Source organism: Kitasatospora sp. NPDC088346, from assembly GCF_044740765.1.
GTDB lineage: Bacteria > Actinomycetota > Actinomycetes > Streptomycetales > Streptomycetaceae > Kitasatospora.
Genome location: NZ_JBIURH010000015.1, coordinates 1 through 16,247 on the forward strand (window position 1 = coordinate 1; position 16,247 = coordinate 16,247).

At 74.9% G+C, this 16,247-nt stretch carries 15 protein-coding genes; 8 read left to right on the forward strand and 7 right to left on the reverse strand.

The window, feature by feature from the left end; genetic code table 11:
* Positions 1-110 precede the first annotated feature (110 nt).
* On the reverse strand, positions 111-707 hold the full coding sequence (locus ACIOFR_RS20575; RefSeq protein ID WP_400999228.1) for a YbhB/YbcL family Raf kinase inhibitor-like protein: 597 nt from the start codon (positions 705-707) through the stop codon (positions 111-113).
* 134 nt (positions 708-841) lie between these two features.
* Here ACIOFR_RS20575 and ACIOFR_RS20580 point away from each other — a divergent pair, with 134 nt between their 5' ends.
* From ACIOFR_RS20580 to ACIOFR_RS20595, 4 genes are all read left to right on the forward strand, one after another.
* A complete protein-coding gene (locus ACIOFR_RS20580; protein WP_400999230.1) occupies positions 842-1,795 on the forward strand; it encodes a helix-turn-helix transcriptional regulator in 954 nt (317 codons plus the stop codon).
* Positions 1,796-1,860: 65 nt separating this feature from the next.
* Positions 1,861-2,754 (forward strand): LysR family transcriptional regulator, encoded by an 894-nt coding sequence (locus tag ACIOFR_RS20585; protein ID WP_400999232.1) that lies wholly within the window; start codon positions 1,861-1,863, stop codon positions 2,752-2,754.
* A gap of 105 nt (positions 2,755-2,859) precedes the next feature.
* A complete protein-coding gene (locus ACIOFR_RS20590) occupies positions 2,860-3,315 on the forward strand; it encodes an ATP-binding protein (protein WP_400999234.1) in 456 nt (151 codons plus the stop codon).
* A complete protein-coding gene (locus ACIOFR_RS20595) occupies positions 3,315-4,151 on the forward strand; it encodes an HpcH/HpaI aldolase/citrate lyase family protein (protein ID WP_400999236.1) in 837 nt (278 codons plus the stop codon). Before ACIOFR_RS20590 ends, ACIOFR_RS20595 begins: the two co-directional genes overlap by 1 nt.
* A gap of 83 nt (positions 4,152-4,234) precedes the next feature.
* Here ACIOFR_RS20595 and ACIOFR_RS20600 read toward each other — a convergent pair whose 3' ends face one another.
* On the reverse strand, positions 4,235-4,810 hold the full coding sequence (locus ACIOFR_RS20600) for a MaoC family dehydratase (protein WP_400999238.1): 576 nt from the start codon (positions 4,808-4,810) through the stop codon (positions 4,235-4,237).
* Positions 4,811-5,009: 199 nt separating this feature from the next.
* On the opposite strand from ACIOFR_RS20600, the gene ACIOFR_RS20605 reads away from it, so the two are divergent.
* Both ACIOFR_RS20605 and ACIOFR_RS20610 read left to right on the forward strand, forming a co-directional pair.
* On the forward strand, positions 5,010-6,239 hold the full coding sequence (locus ACIOFR_RS20605) for a CaiB/BaiF CoA transferase family protein (RefSeq protein ID WP_400999240.1): 1,230 nt from the start codon (positions 5,010-5,012) through the stop codon (positions 6,237-6,239).
* Positions 6,224-7,462 (forward strand): SLC13 family permease, encoded by a 1,239-nt coding sequence (locus ACIOFR_RS20610; protein WP_400999242.1) that lies wholly within the window; start codon positions 6,224-6,226, stop codon positions 7,460-7,462. The genes ACIOFR_RS20605 and ACIOFR_RS20610 overlap by 16 nt, the downstream gene beginning before the upstream one ends.
* Before the next feature lie 63 nt (positions 7,463-7,525).
* Here ACIOFR_RS20610 and ACIOFR_RS20615 read toward each other — a convergent pair whose 3' ends face one another.
* The 5 genes from ACIOFR_RS20615 to ACIOFR_RS20635 all read right to left on the reverse strand — a co-directional run bounded on the left by ACIOFR_RS20615 (position 7,526) and on the right by ACIOFR_RS20635 (position 12,720).
* Positions 7,526-8,314 (reverse strand): putative protein N(5)-glutamine methyltransferase, encoded by a 789-nt coding sequence (locus tag ACIOFR_RS20615; RefSeq protein ID WP_400999244.1) that lies wholly within the window; start codon positions 8,312-8,314, stop codon positions 7,526-7,528.
* A 149-nt stretch (positions 8,315-8,463) separates the two neighbouring features.
* Positions 8,464-8,640 carry a hypothetical protein gene (locus tag ACIOFR_RS20620; RefSeq protein ID WP_400999246.1) on the reverse strand — a complete coding sequence of 59 codons (177 nt, stop codon included), beginning with the start codon at positions 8,638-8,640 and terminating at the stop codon, positions 8,464-8,466.
* Positions 8,641-8,961: 321 nt separating this feature from the next.
* Positions 8,962-11,394: an FtsX-like permease family protein gene (locus ACIOFR_RS20625; RefSeq protein WP_400999248.1), complete on the reverse strand. Its 2,433-nt coding sequence runs from the start codon at positions 11,392-11,394 to the stop codon at positions 8,962-8,964.
* A 4-nt stretch (positions 11,395-11,398) separates the two neighbouring features.
* Positions 11,399-12,169 carry an ABC transporter ATP-binding protein gene (locus ACIOFR_RS20630; RefSeq protein ID WP_400999516.1) on the reverse strand — a complete coding sequence of 257 codons (771 nt, stop codon included), beginning with the start codon at positions 12,167-12,169 and terminating at the stop codon, positions 11,399-11,401.
* A gap of 47 nt (positions 12,170-12,216) precedes the next feature.
* Complete coding sequence (locus tag ACIOFR_RS20635) at positions 12,217-12,720, reverse strand: PadR family transcriptional regulator (protein ID WP_400999250.1); 504 nt, start codon at positions 12,718-12,720, stop codon at positions 12,217-12,219.
* Between the two features lie 137 nt (positions 12,721-12,857).
* Here ACIOFR_RS20635 and ACIOFR_RS20640 point away from each other — a divergent pair, with 137 nt between their 5' ends.
* Both ACIOFR_RS20640 and ACIOFR_RS20645 read left to right on the forward strand, forming a co-directional pair.
* A complete protein-coding gene (locus ACIOFR_RS20640) occupies positions 12,858-14,165 on the forward strand; it encodes an ABC transporter substrate-binding protein (RefSeq protein ID WP_400999251.1) in 1,308 nt (435 codons plus the stop codon).
* A 300-nt stretch (positions 14,166-14,465) separates the two neighbouring features.
* A complete protein-coding gene (locus tag ACIOFR_RS20645) occupies positions 14,466-16,190 on the forward strand; it encodes a glycoside hydrolase family 13 protein (protein ID WP_400999253.1) in 1,725 nt (574 codons plus the stop codon).
* Positions 16,191-16,247 lie beyond the last annotated feature (57 nt).

Here is a 16,247-nt window from a genome sequence, read left to right on the forward strand (position 1 = left end):
TTATTAGCTTCCGGCCCCCCCGCCCCGCTCCCCCGGCGGCCCCCGGGCCCCGGGGGGGGGGGGGCGGGGGGGCCCCGCGGGGCGCCGGCCCGGCGGGACACCCCGGGGCGTCAGCGCCGGGCCGTCGCGGTGAGGCGGGCGTGGCCGATGATGTGGCCCGCCATGGTGAAGGCCGTGACGGTCGGCGGGGTGTCGGCGGGCAGGTGCAGGCTGGGCACGTCCAGCGCGTACACGTTGATCTCGTAGTGGTGCAGCAGGTCGCCGACCGGTGGGCAGGGGCCGAAGTACCCGGTGCCGCCGGAGTCGCTGGTCCCGGCGACCGCGCCGGCCGGCAGCCCGCTGTCCAGCCCGGTGCTGTCGGCGGGGAGGTCCCAGGTGAGCCAGTGCCAGAACCCGGCGCCGGTGGGCGCGTCCGGGTCGAACATGGTGACGGCGTAGCTGCGGGTGCCCTGCGGCGCCCCGCTCCACTCCAGCCCGATCTGCCGGTTGGCGCCCGAGCAGCCGAACGCGGCGGCCCACGCCTCGGCCGGGAACGCGCCGCCGTCGGCGAGGTCGGGGCTGGTCACGGTGAAGCGCGCGACGCCGCCCGGAACGCCGGTGCGGACCGGACGGTAGCCGAAGCCCCCGGCGTCCTCGGTGCCGGCCGCGGTGTCCGTGCCGGAGCCGGCGACCGTGCCGGAGTCGGTGACCTGGACGGATGAATTCATGGTGCCCTCCTGAGCGTTGCCTGCCTCCACGATCACGGCGCGCCGGGCGGCCGGGAAGGCCCTCCCGATGCTGGTACTCGCAGTGCCAGGCCCGGCGCTGGGCCGACGCGGCGCCATGCCGGACGATGGACCGTGTGGAGCAACCGACGACACCCCGCCGACCCGCCCGGCCGCACACCGAGCTGGCGCAGTTCCTGCGCGCCATGCGGGCCCGCCGCACACCCGGGGACGTCGGGCTCCCCACGACGGACCGGCGGCGCACGCCGGGGCTGCGGCGCCAGGAGGTCGCCCAGCTGGCGGCCGTCAGCATCGACTGGTACATCAGGCTCGAACAGGGCCGGGTCGGCACCCCCGGCGCCGCCGTGCTCGACGCGGTGGCGCAGGCCCTGCGGCTGTCGCCCGCCGAACGGCGGCACCTGCACGTGATCGCCCGCGGCGAGTCCCCGGTCGACGGGCACCTCCCGCTGCCGGTCCCGGACTCGCTGCGGGTCCTGCTGGACGGGTTGCCGCTGCTGCCCGCGTACCTGGTCGACTTCCGCCTCGACGTCCAGGCGCACAACGCCGCCGCGGCGGCGCTCTTCGGCGAGGACTTCGGCACCGGCGAGGCGGACAACATGGCCCGTCTGCTGTTCCTCGCCCCCAGGGCCCGGGCGATGCAACTGGACTGGACCCAGGTGGCCCGCGAGACCGTCGGCAACCTGCGGGCCAACCTGGCACGGCACCGCGAGGACCCGCGGCTCCGCGAGGTGGTCGCCGAACTCCGCTCGGAGAGCGCGGAGTTCAGGACCTGGTGGGACGACCACACGGTGCGCCAGCGGGCCCACGGCACCAAGCGCCTGCACCATCCGACGGTCGGCGGGCTGACCGTCCACTACGACCTGTTGGCCACCCTCCAGGGCGGGGAGCACTGTCTGACCGTCGTCACCCCCGCCGACCCCGCCGCCGAGCTCGCCCTGCGGGAGCTGCTGGTGAACCGGGCCACCTCCCTCACCCGACCGGACGTCCGCGCCCTCGCGTCCCGGACACCCCACCCCGCCCCGGACACCGACCGCGGACACCCGGCCGAGCGCCGCCCCGCCCGGACCTGACCCCGGACCGGCGCTGCGGCGACGCGGCCCGAGGTGCGACGATGCGCCGCGCGTATGGTGGGCACATGGAGATCAGAGAGTTGCAGTGGTTTGTGGCTCTCGCGGAGTCCGAGCACGTGACCTCCGCGGCGGAGCGCCTCAACATCGCCCAGCCGACGCTCTCCCGCGCCATCGCGCGGCTGGAGAAGCGGATCGGCGTCCCACTGTTCGACCGGCACCAGAACCGGCTGCGCCTCAACAAGTACGGCGAGGTGTTCCGCGCCCACGCCGTTCGAGCGATCAGCGAGATCGACCTCGCGGAGCAGCGCATCGCCACCCTGGTCGACCCCGACACCGGGACCATCGCGCTCGGCTTCCTGCACTCGTACGGCACCTGGCTGGTCCCTCGGATCCTCTCCGGGTACCGCACTCTCGCACCCGGGACCACCTTCGAGCTGCGCGGCAGCGCGGCAGACGTCGTGGTCGACGGCGTGCGCCGTGGCCGGCTGGACCTCGGCATCACCAGCCCCCGCCCGGCCGGCGACGACCTGCGCTGGACGGCCCTCCAGGACGAGCCGCTGTGCCTGCTGGTCCCCGCCGGGCACCCGCTCGCCGTCCGCCCGCGGGTGGGGACGGCGGAGCTCACCGAGGAGGAGTTCGTGGCCCTGCAACCGGAGTACGGGCTGCGCCAGGTGGCCGACCGGCTGTGCGCGGAGGCCGGCTTCACTCCCCGGATCGTCCTGGAGTGCACGGAACTCAGCACGCTGCGCACGCTGGTGGCGTCCGGACTCGGGGTGGCCGTGGTGCCGAGCACGGGTGACGAGGCCACGCACGAGGGCCGCGCCGTCCGGGTGCCGCTCGCGGACCCGGGGGCGCACCGCACGATCGGCGTGATCGTGCCCGCCGGGGGGCCGCGGGCCGCAGTCGTGGCGCGGTTCTACGCGTACGTCTGCTCCACCGCGCGGCTCCCCGGCGGGTGAGCCCGCCGGATCCACGGCTGTGAGCTGCGGCGATACGTCTGGGGCATGAGGTCGCCGCAGACCGGTCATTTCACAGCGGGGGTCGCGCGGTCCGAGCATGGCCATATGAGCGGAAACACCTCCACCGCCGGCCGGCCCCCGGTCACCGCAGCGCCCCGCCGCGGCGTGCTGGTCCTGTCCGCCGAGGACCGTCTGGTGTGCACCATGCGGCACTACGTCTCGACCGTGCTGGCCGGGTGGGGTGTCGCCGAGACCGCCCGTGAGGCGGCCGTCCTGATCGTCGGTGAGCTGGGCGCCAACGCTGCCGAGCACGGCGGGGCGAGGATGTCGGTCAGCCTGTCCCTGTGCGACCGGGCCCTGTGCGTCGAGGTGTCGGACTTCGGCACCGCCCCGCCCGCGTGCGCCTGCCGCCGGATCCCCCGCGAGGAGGGGGAGCACGGCCGGGGCCTCGCCATCGTGCGCCACCTCGCGCAGTGGGTCGAGACCGAGGCGGTGAGCCGTCGCTGCACCGTCCGCGCGGGCCTCGACATCACCTGCGCGTCCACCTCCGAGGAGAGCTGATGGTTCCCGACCCGCGCCACGCCCGATCCTGGCTGTTCACCCCGGCCGACCGGCCCGAACGCTACCCCCGGCCGGGCGGGCCGGCCGCGGACGCGGTCGTGCTCGACCTGGAGGACGCCGTCGCCCCCGACCGCAAGGACTTCGCCCGGGCGTGCCTGGGCCGCCTCGACGCCGGCGGCCCGCCCGTCTGGGTCCGCGTCAACGACCGGTCCGATGACCACTGGCGCGCGGACCTGCTCGTCGCCGCCCGGCTGCCGGTGCTCGCCGGCGTGATGCTGCCCAAGGCCGAACACCCCGAGGCGGTCGCCGCAACAGCCGCCCTGCTGCCCGCGGACACGCCGGTCGTCGCGCTGGTCGAGACCTCACTCGGGATCGAGAACGCCTTCGCGGTCGCCGCCGAGCCCGCCACCTTCGCCCTCGCCTTCGGCGTCGCCGACTTCCGGCGCGAGACCGGCCTGGGCGACGCCCCCGAGGCCTGGGCCTACCCCCGCACCCGGCTGGTCCTTGCCAGCCGGGCGGCAGGTCTGCGCGGGCCCATCGACGGCCCCGCGATGCAGCTCGACGACGTCGAAGCCGTCCGGGACGAGGCGCTCCGCGGCCGGTCCGGCGGCTTCACCGGCAAGCTCTGCCTGCACCCTGCACAGATCGCGCCGGTCAACGCCGCCTTCAGCCCGGACCCGGAACAACTCGCCTGGGCCCGCCGCGTGGTCGACAGCGTCGCGCACAGCGACGGCGCGGCCGTCCGGCTGGACGGCGAGATGATCGACCGCCCGCGCCTGGAGCACGCCCGCGACCTGCTGGCGACCGCGGCGGCGCAGGAGCCGACGTCGGGGTGAGCCCCCGCGCGCCCGGCGCGCGCCAAACAGGACGGATCCCGCAGCGGTCGCTGCGGGGTCCGTCGGCGGTGGCCGTCGGCTCGTCACCCGTCCAGGCCGGCCGCGGCCCTGGATCGCTCGTCCCACACCGGTTCCACCGCCTGGAACGACGGCCCGTGGCCGCGCCGGTAGACCAGCAGAGTGCGTTCGAACGTGATGACGATGACGCCGTCCTGGTTGAACCCGATCGTGCGGACGGTGACCACGCCGACGTCCGGCCGGCTGGCCGAGGGCCGGACCGAGAGCACTTCGGACTGCGAGTAGACCGTGTCGCCCTCGAACACCGGGTTCGGCAGGCGGACGCGATCCCATCCGAGGTTCGCCATCACGTGCTGGGAGACATCGGTGACGCTCTGCCCGGTCACCAGGGCCAGGGTGAAGGTGGAGTCGACTAGGGGCCTGCCCCACACCGTCCCGGCCGAGTAGTGCCGGTCGAAGTGCAGCGGCGCCGTGTTCTGCGTCAGCAGGGTCAGCCAGGAGTTGTCGGTCTCCAGCACCGTCCGGCCCAGGGGGTGCCGGTACACGTCCCCGACCGTGAAGTCCTCGAAGTAGCGGCCGGGCCAACCTTCCGCGGGGGCCCGGTCGACGGTGGTCTCGGTTCGGTCGTCGTTGTTCGTCATACCGCCATTCTCGGAAGCGGGATCAGCCCGCGTGAAATGACGAAATCAGCGCTCCCCCATGCGTGTTGTGCATGATCCGGGCCCAGTTCCGAACTATGCGGCGCGGGCATGGACCCACCGACAATCCGTCATTTCACAGCGGCCCGCGGGCGGCGGAAAGTGTCTCCACATCCGATCAGGACCCTGGAGGACCGCTTCCATGCCAGAGCCGCATTCCCCGCACAGTCCGGGAGCCGGGCCCGAGGACGGCCCACTCGCCGGCCTCGTCGTCCTCTCCCTCGAACAGGCCGTGGCGGCACCGTTCGCCACCCGGCAGCTCGCCGACCTGGGCGCCCGCGTCATCAAAATCGAACGACCCGGCACCGGCGACCTCGCCCGGGGCTACGACCGCACCGTCCGAGGCATGTCCAGCCACTTCGTCTGGCTCAACCGCGGAAAGGAGAGCGTCGAACTGGACGTCCGCTCCCCGGAGGGCAACCGGCGGCTGCACGCGCTGGTCGACCGGGCCGACGTCCTCGTCCAGAACCTCGCCCCTGGCGCCGCCGACCGCCTGGGCATCGGCCACACCGCCCTCGCCGCCCGCCACCCCCGCCTGATCGCCTGCGACATCTCCGGCTACGGCAGTACCGGCGAGCACCGCGACCGCAAGGCGTACGACCTGCTGGTGCAGAGCGAGGCCGGGCTGCTGTCCATCACCGGCACGCCCGACACGCCTTCGAAGGTCGGCCTGTCCATCGCGGACATCTGCGCCGGCATGTACGCGTACTCCGGCATCCTCACCGCGTTGCTGGAACGCGCCCGCACCGGGAAGGGCACCCGGCTGGAGGTCGCCATGCTCGAAGCGCTCGGCGAGTGGATGGGGTACGCCGAGTACTTCACCCGCTACGGCGGCGCGCCGCCCGCCCGTACCGGCGCCGACCACGCCACCATCGCCCCCTACGGCCCCTTCCCGACCCGCGACGGGCGGATCGTGATGCTCGGGCTCCAGAACGCCCACGAGTGGGCGGCCTTCTGCGAGACGGTGCTGCGCCGGCCCGCGCTGCTGGGCGACGCCCGCTTCACCGGCAACGCCGACCGCGTCCGGCACCGGGCCGAACTCGACACCCTGGTACGGGAGACCACGCTCGGCCTGACCGAGGCCGAACTCCTCGCCCGACTGGACGACGCCCGGATCGCCCACGCGAAGCAGCGCACCGTGCGGGAGTTCGCCGACCACGTCCAACTGCGCTCACGCAGCCGCTGGGCGGCCTTCGACAGTCCGGTCGGCGAACTGAGCGGCCTGATCCCGCCCGTCACCGTGCACGGGCGCACCACGGCCCGCCTGCGGGCCGTGCCCGCGCTGGGCGAGCACACCCACGCCGTCCTCGCCTGGCTCGACGAGCCCGCGAACCACACCCCGGAAGGGACCCCGCCATGTCCACCGATCTGATCGGCGTCCTGATCCTGGTCGCAGTCTTCGTGCTGGCCGCCCTGCGCGGCCTCAACATGGGCATCCTCGCCCTGATCTCGGCGTTCCTGTTCGGCACGGTGTGGCTCGGACACCCCGCCAAGGAGATGCTGGCCGGCTTCCCCGCCGACATGTTCGTCGTCCTGGTGGCCGTCACCTTCCTCTTCGGCATCGCCCGCACCAACGGCACGATCGACTGGCTGGTCCACGCCGCGGTGCGAGCCGCCGGCAACCGCGCCGCGGTGGTGCCCTGGATCCTGTTCCTGCTGGCCACGGCGCTGTGTGCGACCGGCGCTGCCTCCCCGGCAGCGGTCGCCATCCTGGCCCCGATCGGCATCACCTTCGCCGTCCGCCACCGGATCAGCCCGCTCTACGTCGGCCTGATGGCCGTCAACGGCGCGGCCGCCGGCAGCTTCGCCCCCACCGGCATCCTCGGTGGCATCGTGAACTCCTCCCTCACCGCCAACCACCTCCACGTCGACGCGACGGCCCTGTTCGCGGGCACCTTCGCCGTCAACGCCGCGGCCGCCGGCGTCACCTGGCTGGTCTTCGGGCGCGGGCGCACGCTCGCCGCGGTCGCCGACGAGGACGCCCCCGCCGATCCGGTCCCGCCGACGCCGGGGGCCGAACAGATCGCCACCCTGGTCGCGTTGGTCCTCCTGCTCGCCGGGACCACCCTCCTCGGCCTGGACACCGGCCTGTCCGCGCTCACCCTGGCGGCGGCCCTCGGCCTGGCCTTCCGGAGCACCGCCCAGCACGCCTCCCGGGAGATCGCCTGGCCGGTGGTCCTGCTGGTCTGCGGGATCGTCACCTACATCGCCCTGCTGCAGCGCCTGGGCGTGGTGGACTCCCTCGGCACGTCGATCGCGGCGGTCGGCGCCCCGCTGCTCGCCGCCCTGCTGATCTGCTACGTCGCCGGGCTGGTGTCGGCCTTCGCCTCCACCACCGGCATACTCGGCGCGCTGATGCCGCTCGCCACTCCGTTCCTCGCCTCGGGCTCGATCGCGACCACCGGTACGGTCGTCGCGCTCGCCTCGGCCGCCGTGGTGGTCGACGCGAGCCCGTTCTCCACCAACGGCGCCCTGGTGGTCGCCAACGCACCCGAGCACGTCCGGTCCGCGACGTACCAGGGTCTGCTGCGCTGGGGAGCGGGCGTGTGCGTGATCGCCCCGTTCGCCGTGTGGGCGGCGTTCGTGGCGCTCTGATCGGAGGAGGAGGAGGAGGAGAAGCAGGAGGCCCCGGCCCCGGGAGGGCCGGGGCCGGGGGCGCTATCCGAGCGGTCTGGTGGCGGTCACCACGGTCGCGTACAGCTCCTGGGAGACCGCCACCGAGGGCACCAGCCCGCTGCGGGCGACCGTCTCCACCGCCGACGGGGCCTGCCGTTCACTGGTCTCGAACAGCAGGTGCCCACCGGGCGCCAGCCACCGCGACGCCCCGGCCGTCACCCGCCGCAGGACGTCCAGCCCGTCGGCGCCGCCGTCCAGCGCCACCCGCGCCTCGTACTCGCGGGCCTCCGCGGGCAGCAGCGCGATCTCCCCGCTCGGGACGTACGGCACGTTGGCGAGCAGGACCTCGACCCGGCCGGCCAGGCCGGCGGGCAACGGCTCGTACAGGTCGCCCTCGAAGACCCGCTCGGCGGGGACGTTGCGCCGGGCGCAGTGCACCGCGGCCGGGTCGACGTCGGCGGCGTACAGGTCCACCCCGGCCACGGCGCAGGAGAGCGCGGCGCCGAGTGCGCCCGAGCCGCAGCACAGGTCGACCACCACCGCACCGGGCCGGGCCAGGGCGACGGCCCGTTCGACGAGGAACTCCGTCCGGCGGCGCGGGACGAACACCCCCGGGTCCACGGCGACCCGCAGGCCCGCGAACTCGGCCCAGCCCAGCACGTGTTCGAGCGGGAGACCGGCGACCCGCCGGTCCACCATGGCGGCGAGTTCGGCGGGGGAGTGCGCACAGGAGAGGAGCAGCCGCGCCTCGTCCTCGGCGAAGACGCAGCCGGCGGCACGCAGCCGGGAGACGACGGAGGAGAACGCGGGAGCTGACGACGGAGCAGACATGAGAACCTTCCGGAACACCGAAGGGCACTTCCGCGGTCGCCTGCGTCAGAGCGAAGGACCGTGAGACGGGAGCACCCGGACAACCACAGCGGTAATGGGTCCCACCTCCTCGGTGCGGGGCGGCGCGGTCGCCGCCCGAGCCGGTAACACTACAGGAACCTCCGCTCACCCCGGCGCGCCCACGGGCCCCACCACGTCGGCGGCGGCGGGTCCGCCGGGCCGGCGGTGGGCTGCTCGGGATGCAGGCCCAGCCGGCGCAGGACCGCGGCGTCGATGCTCACCACGACGGTGCCGTGCCAGTGTCCGTCGGCGCCGATCCCGCACATCAGGTCGATGCGGACGTCCCGCCCGTCGAACGGGAACCAGTCGATCCCCCGGGCGCGCAGTCAATCGACGATCAGCCGGCCCGGCCGCGGAGCACCGGCCACGTTCGCGAAACTCCAGAGGGTCACCCACTCGGTGGTCTGCTCGTCCATGCCCGCGATCCTGCCGCAGCGATGCGAGAGCTGCACAGAGCTTCCTCGCGACTGCTCGCAGGCGAGGAGTTCGCCACTGGGCGGCCACGCGCCGCAGGCCCGGTGGCGAACCTCGGCACGCGCCTCGGCACACACCTCGGCACCTGCGGCGGCCCCGGGCCGGTGCCCTGTTCAGCTCTCCCGCAGGATGCCGCCGTTGGGGAGGCGGGCGGCACGCAGTGCGGGCAGGGTGGCGACGGCGGCGGCGGTGGCGGCGGCCACGATGGCGACGGCGACGATGGCGCCCGGCGAGGCGCCGTGGGCGATGCCCGCGCCGACGCCGCCCGCGCGGCCCTGCCGGTCGATCAGCCAGCGCGACAGCGGCAGCCCGACGGCCGTACCCAGGGCGGTGGCGGCGAGCGCGAGCGCGGTGCCGCGGGTGGCCATCATGGCGCCGGCCTGGCGTGGGGTGAGTCCGATCGCCCGCAGCAGGGCCAGGTCGTGGTGGTGCTCGCGCAGGCCGGTGGCCGCGGCGGTCAGCACCTCGGCCAGCACGATCAGGCCCAGCAGGGCGACCAGGCCGATCACCGATCCGCGCAGGGCCGTCAGCTGCGCGGCCGGGTCCGGGGCGGGGCGGACGTCGAGCCGGGCGCCGAGGCCGGTCCGGGTGGGGAGTTCGCGCTGGACGGTGGCCGGGTCGGCGCCCGGGCGCAGTACCACGCTGTAGAACGCCGGCCCGTGCGGGTCGCCGGGCCGGTCGAGGGTGTCGAGGGAGGTGGAGATGACGCGGCCGCCCTGGTCGGGCTCCAGGACGCGGCCGACGACGTGCAGGATGCGCGGGGTGTCCCCGGTGGTCACCCGCGCCCATTGGCCGATCTTGACGTCCAGCAGGTCGAGGGCGCCCTGCCCGGCCACCGCCTCGCCGGGCCCGCGGGCGGCGCGGCCCTCGACCACGTGGAAGGGGTAGGGGGCCACGGTGGTGCCCAGCGCCCGCAGGGTGAGGGTGGCGGCCTGGCCCGGTGCCAGGGTCTGCAGTTCGGCGCCGGGGTAGACGCCGGCGGCCGCCGGGTCGGCGGCGAGCAGTCGGCGCAGCTCCTGGTCGTCGCGGGCGCCGTCCGCCGTCGCGGGGCGCACGGTGAGGGCCGCGGGCGTCACTCCGCCCGAGGGCCGGGCGACGGCGTCGAGGGTGGCCCAGGTGCTCATGGCCAGGGTGCAGACCGCGACCGGTACGGCGAGGCGCAGGACGGTCACGGCGCTCGGACCGCGGTCGCGGACGGCGCTGCCGAGACCGAGGACCAGTGCGGGTGGCAGCCGGCGCAGGGCGCCGAGCCGGGCCGGGCGGGGGGCCGGGTCGCCGGGCACGGTGCCGTCTGCGGGCGGCACCGGGGCCACCCGGGAGGCGCGGTGGGCGGGCAGTGCCGCGGCCAGCCCGATCGCCGCCAGTGTGGCGACGGCGACGGCGCCGGTCACGGACGGTGAGACGGGCAGGAGCCGGTGCGGGGTCGCCGGGGCGGCGCCCAGGCTGCGCGACAGGTGGACGGCGAGGACGGCGCCGGCCCAGCCGATGAGCGCCCCCGTCCCGGCGAGCAGCAGGTGCTGTGCGGTGAACATCCGCACGACCTGACCGCGGGTGAATCCGAGTGCCTTGAGCAGGGCGATGTCGCCGGTCCGGGCCCGGATCCGGCCGGCCGCCGCACCGGCGACGGCGAGGGCGGCGGCGAGCAGCGCGGCCAGGCCGCACAGGCCGAGCAGCAGACCGGTGAGGCGGTCGTCCTGCCCGCGCGAGGCGCGCGCCTGGGTCCAGGTCGCCAGGCGGGTGACACGCCCGGCGCCGACGGCGGTCACCGCGCGTTGGGCCGCGTAGTCGGCGGTGGTGGGGTCGGCGAGCCGCAGGCCGACGGTCCGGCCCTGGGCGGCGTGGTCGGGTTGGATCAGGTCGAGGGTGGCGGGCAGCACCCAGCCGAGACCGAACCCGGCCTCGGGGTAGGCGATCTGGTCCGGGCTGTCGGCGATGCCGAGCACCTGCAGACCGACCAGCCGCCCGTCGGCGCCGAGCACGGTCAGCCGGTCGCCCGGGCGGGCCCAGGCCGCTTCGGCGGCGGAGCGTTCCAGCACCAGCCCGTCGGCGGTGGCGGCGTCCAGCCAGCGGCCCGTGGTGAGGAGCGGCCGCGGCGCGCCGGGGCCGTCGGCCCGTACGGTCAGGGGGATCCGATGGCCCGTGCCCTGGTCGGGGGCGGATGCCCCGGCCCCGGCCGGCGCCGCCCGGTCGAGGCCCACCAGGGTCGCGTCGGTGGTGCGCTGCTGGACGGTGACGGCGAGGACACCCGGCAGTCCGGCCAGCGCGGTGAGGGCCGGGTCGTCCGGGCCCGGATCGTCGCGGGCCGGAGTGTTCCCGGCCGGCTCGCCCGCGTCCCGCCCGGGCGCGGGCGGCGGGCCGGTGTCGATCCTGACCTGTGGTGCGCCGGCCTGCCGGTACGTCCGCAGCCAGGGGTCGGTGGCGGTGTCCAGCAGCGTGCCGGCGAGCAGCAGGGCGGCCACCGTGCCGGCGGTCGCGGCCACCACCAGCAGGGACGGCAGTCGGTGGGATCTCAGGTCGGCTCGGATCCAGCGCAGGACGGCGTGCAAGGCCTCAGCCTCCCAGTCCGAGGACGCGGCGGACCCGGCTGCCCGAGGGCTCGTCCAGCCGGGCGTCGTCCGATATCCGGCCGTCGAAGAGGTTGACCACACGGTCCGCGCTGCCGGCCACCCGGGCGTCGTGGGTGACCAGCACGATGGTGCGGCCGAGCGCGTGGTAACGGGTCAACAGCGCGAGCACCTCGCGGGCGCTGCGGCTGTCCAGGTTGCCGGTCGGCTCGTCCGCGAGGAGCAGGTCGGGGTCGTTGACCAGGGCCCGGGCCAGCGCGACCTTCTGGCGTTCGCCGCCGGAGAGCGCGCCGGGGCCGCTGCGGGCCTTGTCCGACAGGCCGAGTTCCTCCAGCAGGTCGCGGCGGCGGGCCCGGGCGACGCGGGTGGGGGTCCCGGTCAGCAGGGCGGGCAGTTCGACGTTGTCGGCGACGCTGAGGGTGGACAGCAGGTTCCCGCTCTGGAAGACGATGCCGTAGTGGCGGCGCCTGAGCACCGCCCAGTCGGCCTCGCCGAGCCGTTCCACCCTGCGGCCGGTCAGTCGGAGTGTTCCCTGGTCGGGCCGGAGCAGTCCGGCGAGCAGTTGGAGCAGGGTCGACTTGCCGGCGCCGGAGGGGCCGGTGACGGCCACGAAGTCGCCGGCGTGCACCCGCAGGCTGACGCCGCGCACCGCGGGGATGGTCGCCGAGCCGCTGCGATGCGACTTGACCAGATCGTCCGCGGCGAGCAACGGCGGCGCCGCGTCGTCCGGTACGGCCGGCCGTGCGGGCCCGGCCACCCCGGGCGACTCGGTCGGGTGGGCCGCCTCGGCCGGTTCCGCGGCAGTCACGTCAACTCCTCCTGACAGCGTTCCAGCCAGTCGAGATCCGCCTGCAGATGCAGGACGGCCCCCTCGATGAGCAGTTGGGAGACCCGGTTGCCACGCTCCTCGGCGGCCAGGCGGTTCAGCCCCCGGATCATGTTCAGGCAGTGCCGGCGCTGGTTGTTGATCAGCGCCAGCTGGTCGGCGAGGTCGGTGCCGGGCGCCAGGACGAGCTTCATGAAGAACTCGTCCCGGACCCGCGGACCGTCGGTCGGCGCCTCGAACCACGCCGCGAGTTCCTCGGTGCCCTTCTCGGTGATCCGGTAGACCTTCTTGTCCGGTCTGCCGTCCTGTGCGACCTCATGGCCGTCGATCAGGCCGCTCTTCTCCAGCCGGCTCAGGGTGACGTAGATCTGCCCGATGTTCGGCTGAGGGTACGCCGCTCCGAAGGTCTGCTCAAGCCCCTGCTTGAGCTCATAGCCGTAGGCGGGCTGTCTGGCCAGCAGGGCCAGCAGCTGATGGCGCACCGGGACGCCACCTCCTCTCGCTCGGTCGGTCACACCTCGATCACACAGTAGGGGGTGACAGGGACGAAGCCGAGGTCGGACGGTATAGGTTGACACATTCCCGGCGCTCGCGCGCCGGGCGGAGTTCGGGAGGTTCGATGGGGACCCAGCCGGCCGAGGACTCCCGCCGCGATCGACACCCGTGGGACCGGCGGCGGTTCGGGCAGCTGTTGGTGGGCGGTGCGGTGCTGGCCGCCGGCGGTGTGCTCGGCCGGCGCGCGCTCGCCGGCGACGCCGCGACGCCGGGCGACCCCGACGGCACCGGGCCGGTCACCCTGGCCACCGGGAAGGACACGGCCGGCTACCTGCGGGGCGTACTGGACGGATGGAACGCCGCGCACCCCGCGGAACCGGCCGAGCTGGTCGAGCTCCCGGCGGCGGCCGACGAGGTGCACGCCCAGCTCGGCGGCGGGAACGGCCGCTTCGACGTGCTCAACCTCGACGTGGTGTGGACGGCGGAGTTCGCCGCCCGCGGCTGGATCACCCCGCTGGAGGAGGCGCAGTTCCCGCTGGGCGGTTTCCTGCCGCCCGTGCTGTCCTCCGCACGCTTCGCCGGCCGGCTGTACGCCGTGCCGTACGTGACCAACGCGGCGATGCTGTACTACCGCAGCGACATCCTGGACGCGGCCGGCGAACGTCCGCCCTCCACCTGGGCGGAGCTGGCCCGGCTGTCGGGCGCCGTGGCGCCGGCGAACGGAATGGCCGGGTACGCGGGCCAACTCTCGCCGTACGAGGGGCTGACGGTCAACGTGCTGGAGGCGGTGCGCTCGGCCGGCGGTGACGTGCTGGACGCCGACGGCACACCGGTGGTGGACAGCCGGCAGGCGCAGGCCGGGCTGGAGTTCCTGGCCGGCGGGCTGCGCGGGGGCTGGATCCCGCAGGAGGCGCTGCGCTACCAGGAGGAGGAGTCCCGGGAGGCCTTCCAGAGCGGCCGCCTGCTGTTCCTGCGCAACTGGCCGTACGTGTACCCGCAGGCCGCGTCCGGCGGCTCGGCGGTGGCCGGGCGGTTCGGGGTCGTCCCGCTGCCGGGGCCGCACGGGCCGGGCAGCGGCGTGCTGGGCGGCTCGGCGCTCGCGGTGAGCCGCTTCTCGCGCAGGCAGCGGACGGCCCGGGCGCTGATCGCGTACCTGTCCGGGCGGGACGTGCAGCGGCAGGTCCTCGTCCGCGGCGGGCTGCCGCCGGTCTGGGCCGACCTGTACGAGGACCCGGAGCTGCTGGAGCGCTTCCCCTACCTGCCGGTGCTGCGCGACGCCGTCCTCGCGGCGGGCTCCCGTCCGGGGATCCCGCAGTACCAGCAGCTCAGCCTCGCGCTGAGCGCGACGTCGTACGAGGTGCTGCTGGGCCGGCGCACGGCCGCCGACGGTCTGGCGGCGCTGGCCGGCGATCTGCGGGACATCGTCCGCTGAGGCCCGGGCGCGCCGTCCGCCCGTCCGGCCCGGCCGGCACCCGTGCCGCGTCGCCGCGCCTCCCGTGTCCGAACCGGGAGGCTGCCGGGGCCCTGCTGGGCTCCGCCGGGGCCCATCTGGCACACATACCTAACGTGTATCTAGCGCGAGAGTGAGTCGCGCCGGCAACCTCTATGTAAATTCGGCTCGCTGTCCTACTTCCCGGGCACGCATGCCTGACGATATACATAACGCGCATGTATGAAGGCTGTCTCCCCGGAGGCGGCCCGGTGTCTCGCGCTGCCTGAGAGATGGTGAAAGATGATCACGCCCACGCTCCCTGCCGGACCGGCCGGTCCACCCGGGGTGTCCGTCCCCGCCCCGACGACCGCCCCGGTGAGCGCCCCGGTCGTCGTTCCGGCCTCCGCCCCCGGCGCCGGGCAGGCCTGGTGGCGGAACGCCGTGATCTACCAGGTCTACGTCCGCAGCTTCCAGGACGGCGACGGCGACGGCATCGGCGACCTGGCCGGGGTGCGCGAGCGGCTCGGCTACCTCAGACGACTGGGCGTCGACGGCATCTGGCTCAACCCCTTCTACGTCTCCCCGCAGCGCGACCACGGCTACGACATCGCCGACCACTGCGCGGTGGACCCGGTCTACGGCGACCTCGCCGAGTTCGACGCGCTGGTCCAGGAGTGCCGGCTGCTCGGCCTCAAGCTGGTGGTGGACACCGTGCCCAACCACTGTTCCTCCCAGCACCCGTGGTTCCTGGCCGCGTTGGCGGCCGGGCCGGGCAGCCCCGAGCGGGCCCGCTTCCACTTCGCCGACGGCCGGGGACCGGGCGGCGCGCTGCCGCCCAACAACTGGCGGGCGATGTTCGGCGGCCCCGCCTGGTCCCGGGTGACCGAGTCCGACGGGCGGCCGGGACAGTGGTACCTGCACCTGTTCACACCCGAGCAGCCGGACTTCAACTGGCGCCACCCGGCGGTCGCCGAGGAGTTCGACCGGGTCCTGCGGTTCTGGCTGGACCGCGGCGTGGACGGCTTCCGGATCGACGTGGCCGCCGGCCTCTTCAAGCACCCGCAGCTGCCCGACTCCCCGGACCCGGACGCCGACGAGCGCACCCGCGACTCCGTCAACCCCCTGGCCTGGAACCAGCCCGAGGTGCACGCGGTGTGGCGTGCCTGGCGCGCGGTCTGCGAGGAGTACACCGCCAAGGACGGCCGGGACCGGCTGCTGGTCGGCGAGGCCTCCGTGCCCACCCCCGCCGAGCAGGCCAAGTACGTCCGCCCGGACGAGCTGCACCAGGCCTTCTTCTTCCACCTCCTGCACGCCCCGTGGGACCTCGACCACTTCCGGACGGTGATCGCCGGCGCGCTGGAGGACATCGCGGCCACCGGCTCCACCGTCACCTGGGTGCTCAACAACCACGACCAGGTCCGCACCGTCACCCGCTTCGCCGGCGGGGATCAGGTCCTAGGGCCGGCCCGGGCCGCCGCGGCCGCCCTGCTGATGCTCGCCCTGCCCGGCGCCGCCTACCTCTACCAGGGCGAGGAGCTGGGCCTCCCCGAGGTCACCGACCTGCCCGACGAGCTCATCACGGACCCGATCTTCCACCGGACCCGCAGCCGCGTCGGCATCCGCGACGGCTGCCGGATCCCGCTGCCCTGGTCCGGAGGCCGGGCGCCGTTCGGGTTCAGCCCGGAGGGCGCCACCGCCCACCCCTGGCTGCCGCAGCCCGAACACTTCGCGGCCCACACCGTCGAGCGGGTGCTCGCCGACACCGGCTCGTTCTGGCACCTGTACCGCGAGGCGCTCCAACTGCGGCGCTCACTGCCCCAGTTCGGCGAGGCGGCGGTGCGCTGGCTGGAGTCCCCGCCCGGCGTGCTGGCCTTCGCGCGGGGTGAGGGCTTCGTCTGCGCCGTCAACTTCGGCGACGGCCCGTCGCCCGCGCCCGTCGCCTCGGCCCCCCTGCTCGCCAGCGGCCCGTGCCCGCCCGGCGTCCTGCCGCCGGCCACCGCCGCCTGGTGGATCCACCGCCCCTGACGTCCCACCACCACCCTCCACCACCACCTCCCGGTCCCGCCCCCCTCGGGACCCCCG